General features: G+C 63.0%; 21 protein-coding genes. 12 read left to right on the plus strand and 9 right to left on the minus strand.

Annotated features, from left to right (window positions below):
• Positions 1–12 precede the first annotated feature (12 nt).
• The 5 genes from NKJ17_RS12865 (at position 13) to NKJ17_RS12885 (ending at position 4,874) form a co-directional block, all read left to right on the plus strand.
• Positions 13–1,302 (plus strand): ABC transporter substrate-binding protein, encoded by a 1,290-nt coding sequence (locus tag NKJ17_RS12865; protein WP_352451581.1) that lies wholly within the window; start codon positions 13–15, stop codon positions 1,300–1,302.
• A gap of 254 nt (positions 1,303–1,556) precedes the next feature.
• Complete coding sequence (locus tag NKJ17_RS12870) at positions 1,557–2,465, plus strand: ABC transporter permease (RefSeq protein ID WP_352688642.1); 909 nt, start codon at positions 1,557–1,559, stop codon at positions 2,463–2,465.
• A 4-nt stretch (positions 2,466–2,469) separates the two neighbouring features.
• Positions 2,470–3,288, plus strand: coding sequence for an ABC transporter permease (locus tag NKJ17_RS12875; RefSeq protein WP_352451583.1), 819 nt, complete (start codon positions 2,470–2,472; stop codon positions 3,286–3,288).
• Positions 3,289–3,290: 2 nt separating this feature from the next.
• A complete protein-coding gene (locus NKJ17_RS12880) occupies positions 3,291–4,031 on the plus strand; it encodes an aspartate/glutamate racemase family protein (RefSeq protein WP_352688645.1) in 741 nt (246 codons plus the stop codon).
• A gap of 6 nt (positions 4,032–4,037) precedes the next feature.
• On the plus strand, positions 4,038–4,874 hold the full coding sequence (locus NKJ17_RS12885) for a GNAT family N-acetyltransferase (RefSeq protein ID WP_352505379.1): 837 nt from the start codon (positions 4,038–4,040) through the stop codon (positions 4,872–4,874).
• A 46-nt stretch (positions 4,875–4,920) separates the two neighbouring features.
• Here NKJ17_RS12885 and NKJ17_RS12890 read toward each other — a convergent pair whose 3' ends face one another.
• From NKJ17_RS12890 to NKJ17_RS12915, 6 genes are all read right to left on the minus strand, one after another.
• Positions 4,921–5,067, minus strand: coding sequence for a hypothetical protein (locus tag NKJ17_RS12890; RefSeq protein WP_023716676.1), 147 nt, complete (start codon positions 5,065–5,067; stop codon positions 4,921–4,923).
• 75 nt (positions 5,068–5,142) lie between these two features.
• Entirely contained in the window at positions 5,143–6,435 is a 1,293-nt protein-coding gene (locus NKJ17_RS12895; RefSeq protein WP_352505378.1) for an NAD(P)/FAD-dependent oxidoreductase, read from the minus strand.
• Positions 6,432–7,415 carry a branched-chain amino acid ABC transporter permease gene (locus tag NKJ17_RS12900; RefSeq protein WP_352688736.1) on the minus strand — a complete coding sequence of 328 codons (984 nt, stop codon included), beginning with the start codon at positions 7,413–7,415 and terminating at the stop codon, positions 6,432–6,434. Before NKJ17_RS12900 ends, NKJ17_RS12895 begins: the two co-directional genes overlap by 4 nt.
• Positions 7,412–8,320, minus strand: a complete 909-nt coding sequence (locus tag NKJ17_RS12905; protein ID WP_352688649.1) for a branched-chain amino acid ABC transporter permease — start codon at positions 8,318–8,320, stop codon at positions 7,412–7,414. Before NKJ17_RS12905 ends, NKJ17_RS12900 begins: the two co-directional genes overlap by 4 nt.
• Positions 8,317–9,066 (minus strand): ABC transporter ATP-binding protein, encoded by a 750-nt coding sequence (locus tag NKJ17_RS12910; protein ID WP_352505376.1) that lies wholly within the window; start codon positions 9,064–9,066, stop codon positions 8,317–8,319. The genes NKJ17_RS12905 and NKJ17_RS12910 overlap by 4 nt, the downstream gene beginning before the upstream one ends.
• Positions 9,063–9,860, minus strand: a complete 798-nt coding sequence (locus tag NKJ17_RS12915; protein ID WP_352505375.1) for an ABC transporter ATP-binding protein — start codon at positions 9,858–9,860, stop codon at positions 9,063–9,065. Before NKJ17_RS12915 ends, NKJ17_RS12910 begins: the two co-directional genes overlap by 4 nt.
• A gap of 126 nt (positions 9,861–9,986) precedes the next feature.
• Between NKJ17_RS12915 and NKJ17_RS12920 the strand changes: the two genes are divergently transcribed.
• From NKJ17_RS12920 to NKJ17_RS12945, 6 genes are read left to right on the plus strand one after another with little or no spacing between them, the layout of a single operon-like run.
• Positions 9,987–10,724: a GntR family transcriptional regulator gene (locus NKJ17_RS12920; protein WP_352505374.1), complete on the plus strand. Its 738-nt coding sequence runs from the start codon at positions 9,987–9,989 to the stop codon at positions 10,722–10,724.
• Positions 10,721–11,209 carry a DUF3830 family protein gene (locus NKJ17_RS12925; RefSeq protein ID WP_352688652.1) on the plus strand — a complete coding sequence of 163 codons (489 nt, stop codon included), beginning with the start codon at positions 10,721–10,723 and terminating at the stop codon, positions 11,207–11,209. Before NKJ17_RS12920 ends, NKJ17_RS12925 begins: the two co-directional genes overlap by 4 nt.
• On the plus strand, positions 11,210–11,569 hold the full coding sequence (locus NKJ17_RS12930; protein ID WP_352505372.1) for a TIGR04076 family protein: 360 nt from the start codon (positions 11,210–11,212) through the stop codon (positions 11,567–11,569).
• Positions 11,566–12,621, plus strand: coding sequence for an aldo/keto reductase (locus NKJ17_RS12935; protein ID WP_352505371.1), 1,056 nt, complete (start codon positions 11,566–11,568; stop codon positions 12,619–12,621). The genes NKJ17_RS12930 and NKJ17_RS12935 overlap by 4 nt, the downstream gene beginning before the upstream one ends.
• Before the next feature lie 8 nt (positions 12,622–12,629).
• The gene (locus tag NKJ17_RS12940; RefSeq protein ID WP_352505370.1) at positions 12,630–13,058 is read left to right on the plus strand and encodes a DUF4440 domain-containing protein; all 429 of its coding nucleotides are present in this window, start codon (positions 12,630–12,632) and stop codon (positions 13,056–13,058) included.
• Between the two features lie 48 nt (positions 13,059–13,106).
• Positions 13,107–14,366 carry an ABC transporter substrate-binding protein gene (locus NKJ17_RS12945; protein ID WP_352505369.1) on the plus strand — a complete coding sequence of 420 codons (1,260 nt, stop codon included), beginning with the start codon at positions 13,107–13,109 and terminating at the stop codon, positions 14,364–14,366.
• Between the two features lie 72 nt (positions 14,367–14,438).
• Here NKJ17_RS12945 and NKJ17_RS12950 read toward each other — a convergent pair whose 3' ends face one another.
• From NKJ17_RS12950 to NKJ17_RS12960, 3 genes are all read right to left on the minus strand, one after another.
• On the minus strand, positions 14,439–15,356 hold the full coding sequence (locus NKJ17_RS12950; protein WP_352505367.1) for a sigma-70 family RNA polymerase sigma factor: 918 nt from the start codon (positions 15,354–15,356) through the stop codon (positions 14,439–14,441).
• Positions 15,357–15,378: 22 nt separating this feature from the next.
• Positions 15,379–15,918 (minus strand): dihydrofolate reductase family protein, encoded by a 540-nt coding sequence (locus NKJ17_RS12955; protein WP_352505366.1) that lies wholly within the window; start codon positions 15,916–15,918, stop codon positions 15,379–15,381.
• 139 nt (positions 15,919–16,057) lie between these two features.
• Positions 16,058–16,597 carry an Lrp/AsnC family transcriptional regulator gene (locus tag NKJ17_RS12960; protein ID WP_352476516.1) on the minus strand — a complete coding sequence of 180 codons (540 nt, stop codon included), beginning with the start codon at positions 16,595–16,597 and terminating at the stop codon, positions 16,058–16,060.
• A 48-nt stretch (positions 16,598–16,645) separates the two neighbouring features.
• Between NKJ17_RS12960 and NKJ17_RS12965 the strand changes: the two genes are divergently transcribed.
• Entirely contained in the window at positions 16,646–17,821 is a 1,176-nt protein-coding gene (locus NKJ17_RS12965; RefSeq protein WP_352688658.1) for an MFS transporter, read from the plus strand.
• Positions 17,822–17,856 lie beyond the last annotated feature (35 nt).

The raw sequence follows: 17,856 nt of genomic DNA on the forward strand, positions 1-17,856 counted from the left end.
GGGGAACTGAACATGACCAACACCACCGACAAGAAGACTGGAATATCGCGACGTTCGCTGCTCAAGACAGGTGCCGCCGCCGTCGGTTTCGCCGCCGGTTCCGGCGCCATATCAGGCTTTCCGACCATCTGGGCGCAATCGAACATCACGCTGCGCCAGTTCGGCACCGGCGTATCCAACCTCAATGCCATCGCCGACAAGTGCAAGGCCGACCTCGGCATCACGCTGGAGATGACAGCAACCGATTCCGACGCCGCCGCGCAGCGCGCCGTGACGCAGCCCGACAGCTACGACATCGCCGACATCGAATACTGGATCTGCAAGAAGGTGTTCCCGACAGGCGTCCTGCAGCCGATGGATGTCACCAAGCTGAAATATTACGACGAGCTGGTGCCGCTGTTCAAAACCGGCAAGCTGACGCCGGACAGCGTCATTGCCCAGGGCACCGCGCCGCATACCGTCGGTTACGTCGAGGCGCAGGACAGCAAGGTCTTCGCCAAGGCGCCGACCAACTGGTTCACCATGGTGCCGACGATCTACAATGCCGATACGCTTGGCATCCGCCCCGACCTCGTCGGCCGCGATATCACCACCTGGGCCGACATCATGGATCCGGCCTTCAAGGGCAAGACCGCCATCCTCAACATCCCGTCAATCGGCATCATGGATGCGGCGATGATCATGGAGGCAACGGGCAACATCAAATACGCCGACAAGGGCAACATGACCAAGGAGGAGATCGACAAGACGATCGACTTCCTGATCAAGGCCAAGCAAGCCGGCCAGTTCCGCGCCTTCTGGAAATCCTTCGACGAGAGCGTCAACCTGATGGCTTCAGGCGAAGTCGTAATCCAGTCGATGTGGTCGCCGGCCGTGGCCGCGGTCCGCTCCAAGGGCATCGCGTGCCGGTTCCAGCCGCTCAAGGAAGGCTACCGGTCCTGGGGTGGCGGGCTTGGCCTGGCAGCCCATCTCTCCGGCGCCGAACTCGATGCCGCCTATGAATACATCAACTGGTACACGTCCGGCTGGGTTGGCGGCTATCTCAACCGCCAGGGCTATTACTCGGCCAACATGGTGTCGGCCAAGAAGTTCATGTCCGAGGACGAGTGGGGCTACTGGATCGAAGGCAAGCCGGCAAAGGGCGATATCCTGTCGCCGGACGGCAAGGTCATGGAAAAGGCTGGCGCCGTGCGTGACGGCGGCTCGTTCGAAGAGCGCATGGGCAAGGTCGCCTGCTGGAACTCGGTCATGGACGAGGACCGCTACATGGTGAAGCGCTGGAACGAGTTCATCGCTGCTTGATGCAGCCGGGCAACAACTGAGATGCCTCATTCCTTCCCACCCCCCTCTGTCCTGCCGGACATCTCCCCCGCAAGGGGGGAGATTGCGCCGTCATCTCTGATTTCGCCAATCTCCAATGCTTCAAGAGGAGAGCTAGCAGCCAAATTGCCGATCTCCCCCCTTGCGGGGGAGATGTCCGGCAGGACAGAGGGGGGTGGGAAGGATCACGGCGTGCCGGACTATCGGCCCTCTGCGACACCCCAGGGCTGTTCCAGATGACAGTGGCACTCGATCAGCCCGCAACCATTGCCACAAAGCCTGCCAGACGTAGGCGCTCCTTTGCCGCCATCGCACCCTATCTCCAGGCAACACCACTTGCCCTGATCCTCGGCGCGTTCCTCCTGCTGCCGATCCTGATGATCGCCGTGGTCTCATTCTGGGATTACGATTTCGCGGCGATGTATCCGGATTTCCTGACCACCAATTATTCCGACACGCTCGGCTCCTGGGTCACCTGGAAAACCTACCTGAATACGCTGAAATACGCCGCCATCGTCTGGGCGCTGACGCTGTTCATCGGTTTCTGGGTCGCCTATTTCCTTGCCTTCCATATCAGGACCACGGCCATGCAGATGGTGCTGTTCCTTGTCTGCACGGTGCCGTTCCTGACCTCCAACATCATCCGCATGATCTCGTGGATTCCGGTGCTTGGCCGCAATGGCCTGGTCAACTCGACGCTGGTGCAAATGGGGCTGATCCCGAAGCCGATCGAATGGCTGCTCTATTCCGAATTCGCCGTGGTGCTGGCCATGGTGCATCTCTATACGCTGTTCATGGTGACGCCGATCTTCAACACGCTGATGCGCATCGACAAGTCGTTGATAGAAGCCGCGCGCGACGCCGGCGCTTCCGGCTGGCAGGTTCTGTGGAACGTCGTCATTCCGCTCGCCAAGCCCGGCATGGCGATCGGCACCATTTTCGTCGTCACCCTGGTGATGGCCGATTTCTCGACGGTGCAGGTGATGTCCGGCGGGCAGAGCGCCTCCGTCGCGCTGATGATGAAGAACCAGATGTCGCTGCTGCAATATCCGGCAGCCGCCGCCAACGCCGTCGTGCTCTTGGTGCTGGTGCTGCTGATGGTCGCGGGCATCCTGCGCATCGTCGACATCCGCAAGGAGCTGTGAGGCGATGAGCCAGGACAAGCGCACCCTCGAATTCTATGTGTTGGCGGCGTTCTTCGGTCTTTTCGTGTTGTTCCTCTACGGCCCGCTTTCGGCGATCCTGATCCTCTCTTTCCAGGGCGAGAACGGCGGTCTGACATTTCCGCTGAACGGCGTGTCGCTGCACTGGTTCGCCAATTTGTTCGAGCGCCAGGCGGTCGGCGACTTCGGCGGCAGCTTCAAACGCTCGCTCGTCCTTGGCCTGATGGTGATGGTCGTCACTGTCGCCGTGTCGCTGCTCGCCGGCCTGGCCTTCCGGCAGAAATTTCGCGGCGCAACCGCACTGTTCTATCTGGCCGTCGCCAGCCTGGTCGTGCCCTCGATCATCATCAGTCTCGGCATTGGCGTCGTCTTCCAGCAGATCGGCTTCCGCCCCGCCTGGTACACATCCGCTTTCGGCGCCCATCTGACCTGGACCTTGCCTTTCGGCGTGCTGATTATGTTTGCTGTCTTCAACCGGTTCTCGCCCGCCTACGAGGAAGCCGCGCGCGATCTCGGAGCATCGTCGTGGCAAACCTTCGCGCATGTCGTCCTGCCGATGATCGCGCCCAGCCTGATCGGCGTCGGCCTGTTCGGCTTCACTCTGTCATATGACGAGTTCGCCCGCACGCTGATGACCTCGGGCACGTTCAACACCTTGCCGCTCGAAATCTACGGCATGACGACCAATGTCACGACGCCGGTGCTCTATGCGCTGGGCACCGTGACGACCGTGTTTTCCTTCCTGGTGATCCTGCTGACGCTCGGCGCAATCGTCTATGTCGGCCGCCGCCGCGAGCGTGCCTGACAGTGCAGATCCTCGTCGTCAATCCAAACACCACCGCCAGCATGACCGACACTATCGCGGCGGCGGCCCGATCGGTCGCTGCCCAATCGACGAAGATCGTTGCCGTCACCTCGTCGATGGGACCTGTATCGATCGAAGGCTATTACGATGAAGCACTTGCCGTGCCCGGCCTGCTGGTCGAGATCGCCGCCGGCGAACGCTCGGGCGCGCAAGCCGCGATCATTGCCTGTTTCGACGACACCGGCCTCGATGCCGCGCGCGCCATGGCCAACATTCCGGTCATCGGCATTTGCGAGGCATCGCTCAGCACGGCCTCGTTCATCGCCCAGCGCTTCACCGTCGTCACCACCACCGGACGTTCGCGCGTGCCGGTCGAAGGGTTGGTGCAGCGCTATGGCATGGCAGGGCGCGCGCGTGTGCGCGCCGCCGACATCCCGGTTCTTGCCCTCGAAGATCCGGCGTCCGACGCACTGCTCAGGCTGCGCAACGAGATTGCGCGCGCCATCGACGAGGATCGCGCCGAGGCGATCGTGCTCGGCTGCGCCGGCATGGCCGATCTGGCGGCGGCGCTGCAGCGGGAATTCGGGCTTCCGGTCATCGACGGCGTGGGCGCTGCCGTGAAACAGGCCGAGGCATTGATCGCCCTTGGCCTGACGACATCCAAGCGCGGCGCCTATGCAAGCCCGTTGGCAAAGTCTTATCATGGCGCGTTGAAATCCTTCGCGCCTGGCGCCGCCGAGTGATCGAAAATGCTCAGAACGATCCGAACACTCGCACTTGAAGAGGTGGAAACCCTTGTCGACTGGGCGGCGCAGGAAGGCTGGAATGCCGGCCTCGGCGACGCCGCTCTGTTCCAGGCAGCGGACCCGCAGGGCTTCATCGGCGCCTTTGTCGAAGGCGAGATGGTGGCCGGCATTTCGGCTGTGGCGTATGGCGACGATTTCGGCTTCATCGGCCTCTATATCTGCCGGCCGGACAGGCGCGGTGCGGGCCATGGCAAGGCGGTCTGGGATGCCGGCATGGCGCGGCTCGGCAACCGCACGATCGGACTCGACGGCGTCGTCGAACAGCAGGCCAACTACCGCAGCATGGGTTTTGCACCGGCCTACCGGACGATCCGGTTCGTCGGATTGCCGGATGTTCCGGCAGCCGTCGGCAGTGACATTTGCGCAATAGGGCCGGATCTCGTGCCGGACATACTGGCCTATGACCGCCGCTTCTTTCCCGGCCCGAGACAGTCCTTCCTGGAACACTGGCTGCGCCCGCCGCATATGGCGCTTGCCATGGTCAAGGACGGCGCAATTGCGGGATACGGCGTCGCGCGCCGATGCCGCGACGGCTGCAAGGTCGGCCCGCTCTTTGCCGACAATCTGGACACGGCAAGCCGTCTCTTCGCCGCGCTCGCGCAGATGTGCGGCCCCGGAAACGTCCATCTCGACGTCCCCGAAACCAGCGGGCAATTTGCAGATTTGCTGTCGTCCGCCAGCCTTCAACCGGGCTTCGAAACGGCTCGAATGTACAAGGGAAGGGCGCCGCAGCTCACGCAGTCCGGTGTCTATGCGATAACGACCTTGGAGCTTGGTTGAGACGGTGCAAGTCGGCTTCAGCGCGCAAGTCGGGGAGCAGAAATGTCTACTTTTCCTGAACTGAAATGCCGGAATCGTCGATACGAAGTTCCACGCCTTTCGGCTTGGTCTCCTCGCGATAGACGTAAATGCCCAAGGCAATGACGGCGACGACCAAAGCGCCGATGATGAGATAAAGATAGTTCTGCTTCATCCGCTGTCGTTAACAACATGATTTGAGCGAGTCTAGCGGTTCGGTATCAGGACGGCGGACGGACGCGCACGTCGATCAGCCATCCAGCCGATCGCGCAGCATGCTTAGGGGAAGCAGCATGTTTGGCGCGTGCCGCGTCAGGCCGTGGAACGGGATCGGCGACGGCGGCGCAAACGGCAGCGGCAAATCCTGAGGCTTTGTTCCGTCAGTCCAATCCGCGAGCACCTTGCCCATGCTCGTCGTCATGGCGATGCCGCGTCCGTTGCAGGCAAAGCCCGCGATCAGGCCGGGGCCGAGATCGACAAGGCGCGGCAGGAAGTCGGGCTCGACGGCAGCCATCCCCGACCAGCTATATTCAAGCGGCGGGATCTCCGGGAGGTCAAGGTGTTTTGCCAGGCGCCGCCAGATCGCCCGCGGCACCCGCGTGTCGGCACCGGGGCCAAAAACATGCATGCCGCCAGTGATCAGCCTGTTTTCGCCGTCGAAGCGGAAGGTGAAGAGATTGCGTCTTGTGTCGCCGACGCCTTGCCCGCCAGGAAGCAGGCGAGTGCGTATCTCGCGCGGCAGCGGCGCTGTCGCGATCTGGAAGATTTTCAGCGGGAAATAGGTTCGCTGCAGCGCGCGATCCAGCGGCCCGCCATAGGCGTTGGTGGCGACCAGCACCTTTCCTGCGCGTACCGAGCCGGAGGCCGTCTTCAAAGCCCAACCATCGCCTATGTGATCGATCAACGCGACACGCGTATGTTCGAAAATGCGCGCGCCGGCCTTTTCCGCCGCATCGGCGAGGCCGCGCGCATATTCGACCGGATTGAGGACGCCACCCGACCGATCCATCCAGCCGCCGACATAGCCGTGAACGCCGGTCAGATCCTCGATCGCTTGCCTGTCCAGCGCAACAGTCGGCCTTCCGCGCCTTGCCCATTGTTCGGCCCGCGATCTGGTCTTTTCCAAAGCGGCCGGTGAATGGGCTGGTTGTATCCAGCCGCTCTGGATGGCATCGCATTCGATGGCATGCCGCTTGATCAGGTCGAAGACGAGGTCGGCGCTGCCGGCGGCGAACCCGACAAGGCGTTCGCCGCGTTCGGGTCCGAGCTGGGCAATGATATCGTCGGGGTCTCTTTTTGCGAAATTCGGCACGACAAAACCGGCGTTCCTGCCGGTCGCCCCCCAGGCGATGATTTCGGCTTCGAGGACGGCGACCGAGATGCCTTTCTCGGCGGTGTGCAGCGCGGCGGAAAGGCCAGAAAATCCGCCGCCGACAATCGCCAGATCGACCTCGAGTGCACCTTCGAGCGAAGGCCGGTCGCGGCGGTTACGGCCGACGGCGTGCCATAGCGAAAGGCCGCGTGGCACGGCAACGCTGCTCATGACCTTGCAGCGCTCTCGTCCGGAGCCGCTTTCGCGCCCTTGCCGAACCTTGCGCGCCGCGGCCTGTCGCCGAACAGGCCGTTCGGCCTGACCAGAAGGATGACGCACAACATCACGCCGATCGCCACGATCTGCAGCGAAGCGGCGCGTGCCTGCTGTTCCGGCGAGAACAACACACTGGTCAAGGCTCCCGATCCGGCCCATATCGCCCAGACCAGGATGCTGCCGATGACGGCGCCGATGTTGCTGCCCGAGCCGCCGACGATCAGCATCACCCAGACCTGGAAGGTCAGCGCCGGCAGATAATTGTCCGGAGCGATGAAGCCGGTGAAATGCGCCTGCAACGCGCCGGCCAGTGCCATGATGGCACCGCCCACGGCAAAGGCCTGGACGCGGTAGAACCGTGCGCTTTTACCTAGGGATATCGCGGCCCGCTCGTCCTCGCGAAGCGCCTTCAACACGCGCCCCCACGGGCTGCGCGACAGATGCTCCAGCGCGAGATAGACGATCAGCGTCACCACCGAGACGATCGCAAGGTTCGAAAGGTTGAACAGCAACGGCGTTTCGGCAAGACCGCCGAGCGGACGCGGAATGAAGCCGATGCCGAATGGGCCGCCGGTCAGCTTCTGGGCATTGAGCGCTACCAGTTGCACGACGACGGCGACGCCGAAAGTAGTGATCGCCAGATAGTCCGATCTCAGGCGCAGCGTCGCGATGCCGGTGATGGCGGCCGCGACGCCGCCCACCAGCATGGCGCCGAGCCAGCCGACAAGGATCGGCAGATCGAAGCCGCCGAGCCGCGCGGCATCGTCGGGCGTGGTCAGCAGTGCCGAGGTGTAGGCGCCGATGGCAACGAAGCCGGCGACCCCGACATTGAAAAGCCCGGTCAGCCCCCATTGCAGGTTGAGCCCGAGCGTGACGAGCGAAAAAATCAGCGCGGTGGTCAGGAAGAAAGCGCCGTAGCCGAGCAGATCCATCAGCGTTCCCTCACTCCGAAAAGGCCGATGGGGCGCACGAACAGCACCGCCATCAGGATGATGAAGGAGACGGCCGCCCGCCATTCGGCGCCGATCAATTGCACGGCACCCGCTTCGGCCATGCCGATGATCAAACCGCCGAGAACGGCGCCGGGCACGCTGCCGATGCCGCCGAGGATGGCGGCCGCGAACATCGGCAACAGCATCTCGAAACCCATGAATGGCCGGATCTGAATGAGAATGCCGATCATGACGCCGGCGACGCAGGCCAGCGCGCCGCCGATGAGCCAGGTGACGCGCACCACCTTGGCGACGTCGATGCCAACGATGCGCGCCAGTGCCGCGTTCTGGCTCAATGCCTGCATCGAACGGCCGGTCTGGGTGCGGGTCATCAGGAGGTGCACACCGAGCACGAGCACGGCGGTCAGCAGCAGCAGCGCGATCTGGTCGGGGGTGATGCGAATGCCGAAGCCGACGGGCATGGCGATCTGGATGGCCCGGCTGAAATAGGTCGGACGCGAGGTGAAGATGAATTCGAGCAGGCTTCTCAGCGCCATCGAGGCGCCGAAGCTGGCCATCACCACGATGATCGCCTGGCCCTTGGCCCGCAGCCGCGCGAACAGCACCAGATCGAGCGCCAGTGCCAGCAGGCCGGTAACCGCCATGCCGATGATGAGCGCGGCGATCAGCGGCCAACCGAAGGAGAGGGGCGCGATCGGCGCGATCTTGCCGAACATCGCGCCAATGGCGCCAACCACGGCCAGCGTCGCATAGGCGCCCCAGGCCATGAAGTCGCCATGGGCGAAGTTCGAGAAGCGCAGGATCGAATAGGTGAGCGTCACGCCGATGGCGCCGAGGCCGATCATCGAGCCTGCCAGCAGTCCGTCGACGACAAATTGCAGGTTCATGCCGCGCCTCCTTTCCCGAAGTCGGGGCGGCGCTGGCCAAGGTAGAGTTCGGCGACGACCGGATCGTTCCAGAGCTCGGAGGCGATGCCCTGGTGCCGCTCCTTGCCCTCGACCAGCACGTAGGCGCGGTCTCCAATGGCAAGCGCTGCCTTCGCGTTCTGCTCGACCAGCAGGATGGTGACGCCGGATTTGCGGATGCCGGCCAGCATCTCGAACACCATCGACACGAATTTCGGCGACAGGCCGGCCGACGGCTCATCGAGCACCAGCGCCTTGGGATGGACGATCAATGCCCGCGCGACGGCCAGCATCTGCCGCTGTCCGCCTGAGAGATTGCCCGCGGCTGTTCTGCGCTGAAGGGCGAGATCGGGAAAGACCGCATACATTTCCTCAATGCGGGCGGGGACCTCGCGCGGCCTCAGAATGCCGCAGGCGACCTTGAGATTGTCCTCGACCGACATCAGCGGGAAGATGTTCTCCGTCTGTGGCACGAAGGCAAGGCCAAGGCGGACCATGGTGTGGGCGGGCGACGCCGTGATATCCTTGCCGTCCAGCAGCACCGTGCCGCCGGTGATCGGGACAAGGCCGGCGATGGCCTTGATAAGGCTCGACTTGCCGGCGCCGTTGGGACCGAGGACGACGACGATCTCGCCCTTGTCGACGGTGATCGAGGCGCCGCGCACGATCGGAACGCCGGGCTCATAGCCGGCTTCGAGATCGCGGACATCGAGTACCCTTTGGCTCATGCCGTGCCTCCGAGGTAGGCCTGGATGACGCGTGGGTCACGCGCCACCTCGTCCGGAGTGCCTTCGCGCAGAAGCTGGCCGCTCGCCATGACCAGCACGCGGTGGCAGAGTCGCGTCACCATGTCGATATTGTGCTCGATCAGCAGGAAGGTGATGCCGCGCGCATTGATGTCGCGGATGCGGTCGATGATGATCTCGAGCAGGGTTGCGTTGACCCCGGCCGCCGGCTCGTCGAGCAGGATGATCGCCGGGTCGGCCATCATCACGCGGGCCAGCTCGAGCAGCTTGCGCTGGCCGCCTGAAAGCACGCGCGCCGGCTCGTGCGCAAGGTGAGCGATCGTGACGAGCTCGAGTAGTTCGACGGCTCTTATCTCGGCAGCCCTTTCTTCGGCAGCGACCCGCCGGGGCGTCAGGAAATTGGCGAGCAGTTTTTCTCCGGCCTGCCCTTGAGCAGCCAGCATGACGTTTTCGATCAGCGTCAGGTTAGGCAAGGGCCGGGGGATCTGGAACGTGCGGCCGAGGCCGCGGCGGATGCGGCGATGGGCAGCTTCCCCCGACACCGATACGCCGTTGAGGAGGATTTCGCCGCTGGTCGGCAGAATGCTGCCGGCGAGCAGGTCGAACATCGTGGTCTTGCCGGCGCCGTTCGGGCCGATAAGGCCAAGTATTTCGCCCGGCCGGACGTCGAACGAGACATTGTTGACCGCGACCAGGCCGCCGAAGCGTCTGAGGACGTTCCTGGCCGTGAGGACCGGCGTACGGATCTCCTCCTGCCGTTCCGTCGTGTCGCTCATCAATTCCTCTGGCCGAAAAGCGATCTTCGTCGCCTATGATCTGATTTGTGATCACGCTTGCTTTGATCACGCTATTCGGCTTTAATTTCTTCCGCAAGCCGAAAACGGCCAAGACCGGGATTGCCTATGCAGAAGGCCGCCATCGAAAAGAACAATGAGATGATCGCAGCCCAGCTTACGCCGGTCGGCCGCGAGACCGTGCAGGATCGCGTCTATTCGGAGCTGCGCCGCGCCTTGATCGGCGGCCTTTTCGAGCCGAGCCAGGTGCTGACCATCCGCGGCCTCGCCGACGCGCTGGTCACCAGCACCATGCCGGTGCGCGAGGCGCTCGGACGGCTGATCACCGAGAAGGCGCTGGAGGCGCTTCCCAACCGTTCAGTGCGCGTGCCGCCGATCACGCTGGAGCGCATCGACGACCTCTTGCGCGCCCGCTCTCTGATCGAGGGCGAAGCGATCGCGCTGGCCGCGACGCGCATGAATCCGCGCCAGATCGCTTCGGTCGAGGCCATGCTCGGCGAGTGGGACGAGATGCGGGCGCTGAAGCACAAGAAGGACATCGACCGGGAGGCGACGCTCAATCAGAGCTTCCACTTCGAGATCTACCGATGCTGCGGTTCCGCCGTGCTGATCCCGATGATCGAGAGCCTCTGGCTGCAATCCGGACCGTGCATCCGCGTAGCCATCTACGCCTTTTCCGACGCCGGCGAGGTCGATACGGCCCACTACCACCGCAGCATCGTCGCAGCGCTTTCAAGGCAGGATGCGCAAGCGGCGCGCGAGGCTCTGGTGGCCGACATCAGCCGGCCCTTCGCCTTTCTGCGCGACAAGCTCCAATCCACAAGCAAGGAAGGATTGAGGGCATGAGGGCGCCTGGCATCAGCATCACCGAGCCACACTCGATGCTTTCCGTGACCGCGCTGATGTTGCCTGAAAAGGCGCCCGACAACGCTGCCTTCCTGCTGGCCTATCTCGAGCAGCCGCGCGTCGTTGCCGGCATCCATGCTATGTGGACGGGGCCGGAAATCTCCTGCCCGGTTCCATCAGCCGAACTTGAGGGCCAAACGTATGCCAGGCCCTTGCCGGCGGAGAACGCAACGCTGACGCCGCAGCCGGGGGACATCGTGTTGTCCTACGTGCCGCCGCGCATGTGGGGCGGCAACCCGAATGCCATCTTTGACGTCGGCCTGTTCTACGGAGCGGGTGCACGCCTGCTATTCCCGATCGGCTGGCTTGCCGGAAGCGTCGTCGCGCAGGTGGTGCCTGAGGATCGCGATAAATTCGCAGCCGCTTGTGGCGTGATCCGCCGCAACGGTGCCTGCGACATCACCTTCACCCGGGTGGAGATCTGAATGGCTGAGACCGACGACAGTTTCGAACTCTTCGACCTTCGCGTCGAGGCGGTTATCCCCAAGGGCAAGCCGATCTATTGCGGCGCCAAGCCCGGCGACTATTTCGAGTTGAAGGGCGAGATGCTGTCGATGCCGGCGGGGCAAGGTTTCTCGATCTATTCCATTGCGGCAGTGTTGCCGCTTCTGGCCGCAAAGCAGCGCCCGACCCACAGGAACGACTGGATGACGTCGGACGCCGAGATCGCTTGTCCGGATCCGAATTGCGCCAGCCGGCTGCGGATCGTCAGGACGGGCAAGCGGCGGTTCAGCCATGCCGAGACCACGGCGGTTCCGCTGCCGAAGGAGAGTGACCAGAGATGACCGCCAAGGCATTCGAACTGAGTCCCGGCTACACGATCTCGCGCGTCATTCGCGGCGGCTGGCAGCTTGCCGGCGGGCACGGCGCGGTCGATCGCCAACAGGCGGTGAGCGACCTGATCGCCACGTTCGACGCCGGCATCTGGACCTATGATTGCGCCGATATCTATACCGGTGTCGAGGAACTGATTGGTGCGGCGCGCCTGCGCCTTGCCAATGAGCGTGGCCTCGACGCTGCCGCCAAGATGAAGGTGCACACCAAGCTGGTGCCTGACCTCGAACGGCTCTCCACGATCGGCCGCGACTACATCAGCAGCATCGTCGACCAGTCGCTGCGGCGGTTGAAGACTGAGCGCCTCGATCTTGTGCAGTTCCATTGGTGGGACTATTCGGTGCCCCGCTATGTCGACGCGATGGGCTGGCTCGACGAAATCCGCAGGGAAGGCAAGGTGCGCAATATCGGCACCACGAACTTCGACACGCTGCGGCTGGCCGAGATCCTGGCCGCGGGTGTGCCGCTGGTCAGCCAGCAATTGCAATACTCGGTGCTCGACCAGCGGCCGGCGAACAGCCTTGCAGCACTCGCCAGCCGGCATGGCGTCAGTTTCCTCTGCTACGGTTCGGTGGCTGGCGGCTTCCTTAGCGAAAAATGGCTTGGCGTTACCGAGCCGCAGACGCCGCTCGAAAACCGGTCGCTGGTCAAATACAAGCTGATCATCGATGATTTCGGCGGCTGGGAGCTTTTCCAGGAGTTGCTTCGCACACTGAAGGCCATCGCCGACCACCGCGGTGTCGACATCGCCACCATCGCCAGCGCCTGGGTGCTGCAGCAGCCGCAAGTGGCGGCCGTCATCGTCGGCGCCCGCAACCAGGCGCACGCCCTTGCCAATGCCAGAATCATGGACGTCGCGCTCGATGCAGACGAACGGGCGAGGATCGCTGCCGTAATCGCGCAAAGCCGGGGGCCGCTGGGCGACGTCTACACATTGGAACGCGACCGTCACGGCCGCCACGGCTCGATCATGCATTACAATTTGAATGCAGGCAGGAAATGAACGCGGCCATGGACGAAAACCCCTCCTTGCTTTCCCGCGCCAGCGTCGAGGTGGTCGATCTCCACCGCTTCTTCGTCGACTGGTTCAATGCAGCAAGTGCGGACAATGCAGATTTCAGGCGCTTCGAAAGCGTCATGGGCAAAGGCTTCCAGATGGTTGCACCGGATGGCCAGGTCCTCGATCGTGACGCGGTGCTCGACCATGTCAGGGCAAGCCGCGCCAGCTGCGACGGCGATTTCAGTATCTCGATCGAGGACATCCGGGCCGACTGGCAGGCCGGGGACACGATCGTCGTCTGCTACGTCGAGGCACAGCAACGCGCCGGCAGGCACAGCCGCCGTCGCTCGAGTGCCGTTTTCACCACCAGTTCATCGGCGCCTAACGGCGTCGAATGGCGACATCTGCATGAAACCTGGCTGCAGGTGCCGGAAGGCTGAACAGGCTCAAGACGTGAATGAGAGTCGTGTAACGAAAGGGGAACAACAATGACAAAGACGGTACTTCAGATCACCACCGCGCTCGCCTTGCTGACAGCGGCCGGCGCAGCGCAGGCCGCCGACTGCAAGATCACCGTCGGCCTCGTCATGGAACTGACCGGCCCGGCCGGCGAATACGGCCAGGCCGGCGCCAAGTCGGTCGAAATGGCCTTCCGCGACATCAACGATGCCGGCGGCGTGCGCGGCTGCGATCTCGCGACCGACACGCGCGACAGCCAGAGCCAGGGCAACATTGCGGTCGACGCCGCAACCCAGCTCGTGCAGGTCAAGAAGGTGCCGGTGATCATAGGCGGCATCATCTCCTCTGTGTCGATCCCGATCCTGACCTCGGTCACCGCGCCGGCCAAGATCGTCCAGGTGTCGCCGGCTTCGTCGTCGCCGACGCTGACGGCGCTCGGGCGCGACGGCAAGACCAACGGCATCTTTTTCCGCACCATCACCTCGGACGCTCTGCAGGGCGTCGCCGCCGCCAAATATGCCATCGACAAGGGCTTCAAGAAGCTGTCGGTCATCCACGTCAACAACGACTTCGGCGTCAACATGGTGGCGGAATTCTCGCGTGCCTATAAGGCGCTCGGTGGCACCATCGTCTCCGACACGCCTTACAATGAAAAGCAGTCGAGCTATGCCTCGGAGGTAACCGCGGCCATGGCCGGCGAACCGGACGGGCTTTACCTCGTCAGCACGCCTGTCGATGGCGCAACCATCGCCCGTACCTGGATTTCGCAGGGCGGTGTCCAGAAATTCCTGCTCAATGACGGCATGAACAGCCCGGATTTCATCGAATCCGTCGGCGCCGACTATTTGAAGGATGCCTATGGCACTTCCTCGGGCACCAGCCCGACCGCATCGACCGAATATTTCACCAAGAACTACAAGGAATTTTCGGGCATTGAGCCGTCGAACCCGGCGGCCGACCGGTCCTATGATGCCGGCGCCATTGTCGGCTTGGCTATCGCGATTGCCGGCTCCGAGGATCCGGCCAAGATCAAGGACGCGATGTACAAGGCGGTCGATCCGGCCGGCACGCCGATCTATGCCGGCAAGGACGAGTTCGCCAAGGCGCTCGGCCTGATCAAGGACGGCAAGCCGATCCGCTACGAAGGCGTCATCGGCCCTGTAGCCTTCGATAAGTACGGCGACATCACCGGCCCGTTCCGGCTCTGGAAGATCGTCGACGGCAAGGTGACGACCGATGGCGAAATGACGACGGATGACGTCAACGCCTTGCAGGCGAAGCTTCAGTAAGCCCCCTATGTCTTGTCCGGCATTGATCCCATTTCATTGAGGTTGATGCCGGACACTTGCATGTCCTGTTGGTTAGGCCGGCCTGGAAACGACCACCGCACCAGCCGTCGGCATGATCCAGCGGCAGGCATAATAATCGGTGATGCGATTTATGGTCCCGCCAGCGGCTTCGATCCGAACCGGATGGGCCGGCTTCCAACCGTCTTCGCCATGGTGGAGCACGAGCAGCACCGCCTCGCCATCGATCATGCCAATCGCCATTTTCCAGGCCGTCGAGGCTCTTTCATATTCGACGAAGTAAGGTGATTCCGACAGCCTGCCCTTGAAGCAATCCGCGACCCGCAATTGTGCGTCGGCGCTGGTCAACGCCCGAACCCCGTCCCAGTCGCGGCGGTTGAACAGTTCGACATAGCGGCTGAGCAATTCCAGAAGTTCCGGATCGCGTTGGGGCTCCGAACGCACGATTGGCTCGCCTGACAAGGCGCCCAATTTGGAGCGGCCACGGCCCAACGCGGCCTTGACGCCACCCACGGTCGAGCCGACGAGATCGGCGATCTCTTCCAGCGAATAGTCGAAGACGTCCTTGAGCAGGACGCAGGCGCGTTCCTTGGGCGGCAGGTGGATCACCAGCCGTTCCATCGCGCGATCCGCGCCCTTGCCCGCCGGCTCGACCGGCAGGATGATCTCGTCTTCGACGAAATTGGCCTCCGCATGCTGACGCACCTGCCGGCTTCGCAGGAAATCGATGCAGCGATTATGTGCAATGCGAAACAGCCAGGGGCGAAGAGCAGTCGCATCGTCCAGCTTCTCGATCTTCCGATAGGCCTCGAACAGCGCCTCTTGCATCACGTCTTCGGCGTCGAGCGTCGAACCGGTCATACGTGCACAGTAGCGGTGCAGCCGTCCACGCAAATGCGCGACTGTCTCCAGGAAGCCGGCGTAGCGGACGTCGAAAAGCCCGGTCGGGTCAAGTCTTGGCTGCATCTTCATCGGCATTCAATTCGGCGGCGGATCACAGCGGGACATAGGTCAGCGTAATGACCCCGTTCTTGAAACGGTGCGTATCTATAAGCTCCAGCTTGACCAGGGACGGGTCGACATCCTGGAAAGCGCGTTTGCCATGCCCGACGCGGGTCGGCACGATCGAGAGTTGATACTCGTCGACAAGCCTGTTGGCGAGCAGCGTCTGGTCGAGATTGCTCACTCCATACTTCAATATGTTGCCGCCGGTTTGCTGCTTGATCCTGGCGATTTCGGCAGCGACGTCGCCTTCGATCAGCGACGCGTTCCAGCTCACTGCCTTGAGGCTGCGCGAAGCGACGAGCTTGTTCAGCCCGTTCATGCGGTCCATGTACTTGCTGCCTTTGACCTGCGGCCAACGCGCCGAAAACATTTCATAGGTGATGCGGCCGAGCAGGAAAAAATCCGCCTCGCCGGCCTTTTCATATGAGTGTTCCTTCATCTCCTCGTCGAAGAAGGGCGAGGCCCATTCCATTGGTGCTTCGATGACGCCGTCCAGCGAAATGAAGCTGCCTACGATTAATTTTCTCATCGCGTGTCTCCGGTTGCGCAACAGGCATTCCGTCGGATCCAAAAACCGGCGCAAACGAACCGGCCCGACGGATGACCACAGGATGCAGTGCCTAAGACGTTTCCGGTTCGACGTTGGATACGCGTGAGGATCGTATGAGCTAATAAAGCGGCTTGGCCATGTGCCGGGGGGTCGGCCATTCCGTCGTTATCCCCGGCTGCACCGGCCGCTCGAGATAGGTCGACAGCACGACGTAGCTTCGGGTCGAGGTGACACCAGGCGTTTCGTAGAGGCGCGACAACAGGCCTTCGAGTGCCCGCGTGTCCTCGGTGCGGACCTTGATCAGCATGCATGTGTCGCCGGCCACCGAATGAATCTCCTCGACTTCGGGGTGTTCGGAGATTGCCATCAGCTCCGGCGTCTTGCCCCACCCCTTGGTGTCGATATGGACGAAGGCAAGCAGCGGCTTGTGCACCGCTTTTGGATCGATGATGATCGCGGTGTTGCGGATGGCACCGCTGCGCCGCAGGCGCTTGACGCGTTCATGGGCTGCCGGCGGTGAAAGGCCGACGCGGTCGCCGAGCTCGGCATAGCTGATCGTGGCGTCGTCGACCAGAACGCTTAATATTTTTCGGTCGATTGCATCGATATCGCGGGCGGCAGGCCTGTTCTGCGGAATGCCATCTGTTTCTTCATCCATAATGAAATTCCCTATTGATGCAGAATTTAGTACGGCCAATATCGCCATATGTCGAACAATGATCAAGTCGCAACATTTACGGCAAGGCCGCCTATCCCGGCGCTCGCTTACCTCCTCACCGGATGCATTGCCGTGATCGGCTCGAACTCGCTGGTGCTCGGTCCGATCGCACCGGCGGTTGCCGCGTCCTTCGGCACAAGCGTGCCGGCGGTTATGATCGCGTCCGCCGCGTTCGGGCTCGGTACGTCGGCGAGCGCTTTGTTCCTGGCGCGCTATATCGACCGGCTTGGTGCCCGCCGCATGCTGCAAGGAGCGTTGCTGCTGCTGGCGATAGCGCTCGTCGCCAGCGCTGCTGCGCCGACGGTGACGGCGCTGGTCGCGGCCCAGCTTCTCGCCGGCATCGCTGCAGGTGTCGCCATGCCGGCAATCTACGCCAGCTCCGCCGCGATTGCACCGCCCGGCCGCGAAAGCGGCACCATAGGCGTCGTGCTGACCGGCTGGACGCTGAGCATGATCGCCGGGGTTTCGCTGTCGGCCGTACTTGCCGACCTGGTGCATTGGCGCGCCGTTTTCGCGGCGGTCGCGGTGCTCTCAGCACTCGCATTGGCAAGCCTGACGCTGACGTCGCTGAGCGATGTCAGGAAGAGCGGCCCGGCGCCGACGCCGCTGGGCGCTTTGAGCGTCCCCGGCATAGTGCCGCTTCTGGTTGCCTGCGCCGCATTCATGACCGCGTTCTACGGTGTCTATGGCTATCTTGGCGATCACCTTCACAATGGCTTGGGACGGCCGGTCAGCGCCAACGGGCTGGCCGCGCTCGCTTATGGCGCCGGATTTGGCGCGGCGGCACTTCTTGACGGCGTTATCGACCGCCTGGGCGCGCGGCGTGTCATGCCATTTGCCTACCTGCTCGTCGCGGCCGTCTATGTCGCGATTGCCGCGGCGAGCAGTAGTTTCCATCTGACCATAGCGATGATAGCCGTCTGGGGCCTTGCCAATCATTTCGGCCTGAATGTCCTGGTGATGCGCCTGTCCGCGCTCGATCCTGCGCGGCGCGGCACGATCATGGGCTTGAACAGCGCGGTGACCTATCTCGCGGTGTTCGTCGGCACCACGGCGTTCGGACCGCTTTATTCCACATTCGGTTTTGCGGCGTCGGCGGTGGTTGCAGCCCTGCTCATGCTGATCGCTGCTGTGGCAGCGGCGTGGCGTTCGCCGAAGCTATAGCGCAGCAAGGCTTGCGTCTCGGCCCCGTCCATCGA

Source organism: Mesorhizobium sp. M0208, assembly GCF_040322015.1.
Taxonomy (GTDB): Bacteria; Pseudomonadota; Alphaproteobacteria; order Rhizobiales; family Rhizobiaceae; genus Mesorhizobium.

Bases quoted from the DNA above. Each gene is read 5' to 3' on its own strand.
- NKJ17_RS12910 (WP_352505376.1), bottom strand. From the start codon at position 9,066: ATGAGCCAAAGGGTACTCGATGTCCGCGATCTCGAAGCCGGCTATGAG.
- NKJ17_RS12945 (WP_352505369.1), top strand. From the start codon at position 13,107: ATGACAAAGACGGTACTTCAGATCACCACCGCGCTCGCCTTGCTGACA.
- NKJ17_RS12865 (WP_352451581.1), top strand. From the start codon at position 13: ATGACCAACACCACCGACAAGAAGACTGGAATATCGCGACGTTCGCTG.
- NKJ17_RS12890 (WP_023716676.1), bottom strand. From the start codon at position 5,067: ATGAAGCAGAACTATCTTTATCTCATCATCGGCGCTTTGGTCGTCGCC.
- NKJ17_RS12960 (WP_352476516.1), bottom strand. From the start codon at position 16,597: ATGGATGAAGAAACAGATGGCATTCCGCAGAACAGGCCTGCCGCCCGC.
- NKJ17_RS12925 (WP_352688652.1), top strand. From the start codon at position 10,721: ATGAGGGCGCCTGGCATCAGCATCACCGAGCCACACTCGATGCTTTCC.
- NKJ17_RS12965 (WP_352688658.1), top strand. From the start codon at position 16,646: ATGTCGAACAATGATCAAGTCGCAACATTTACGGCAAGGCCGCCTATC.
- NKJ17_RS12875 (WP_352451583.1), top strand. From the start codon at position 2,470: ATGAGCCAGGACAAGCGCACCCTCGAATTCTATGTGTTGGCGGCGTTC.
- NKJ17_RS12935 (WP_352505371.1), top strand. From the start codon at position 11,566: ATGACCGCCAAGGCATTCGAACTGAGTCCCGGCTACACGATCTCGCGC.
- NKJ17_RS12905 (WP_352688649.1), bottom strand. From the start codon at position 8,320: ATGAACCTGCAATTTGTCGTCGACGGACTGCTGGCAGGCTCGATGATC.
- NKJ17_RS12955 (WP_352505366.1), bottom strand. From the start codon at position 15,918: ATGAGAAAATTAATCGTAGGCAGCTTCATTTCGCTGGACGGCGTCATC.
- NKJ17_RS12870 (WP_352688642.1), top strand. From the start codon at position 1,557: ATGACAGTGGCACTCGATCAGCCCGCAACCATTGCCACAAAGCCTGCC.
- NKJ17_RS12950 (WP_352505367.1), bottom strand. From the start codon at position 15,356: ATGAAGATGCAGCCAAGACTTGACCCGACCGGGCTTTTCGACGTCCGC.
- NKJ17_RS12895 (WP_352505378.1), bottom strand. From the start codon at position 6,435: ATGAGCAGCGTTGCCGTGCCACGCGGCCTTTCGCTATGGCACGCCGTC.
- NKJ17_RS12920 (WP_352505374.1), top strand. From the start codon at position 9,987: ATGCAGAAGGCCGCCATCGAAAAGAACAATGAGATGATCGCAGCCCAG.
- NKJ17_RS12885 (WP_352505379.1), top strand. From the start codon at position 4,038: ATGCTCAGAACGATCCGAACACTCGCACTTGAAGAGGTGGAAACCCTT.
- NKJ17_RS12930 (WP_352505372.1), top strand. From the start codon at position 11,210: ATGGCTGAGACCGACGACAGTTTCGAACTCTTCGACCTTCGCGTCGAG.
- NKJ17_RS12915 (WP_352505375.1), bottom strand. From the start codon at position 9,860: ATGAGCGACACGACGGAACGGCAGGAGGAGATCCGTACGCCGGTCCTC.
- NKJ17_RS12940 (WP_352505370.1), top strand. From the start codon at position 12,630: ATGGACGAAAACCCCTCCTTGCTTTCCCGCGCCAGCGTCGAGGTGGTC.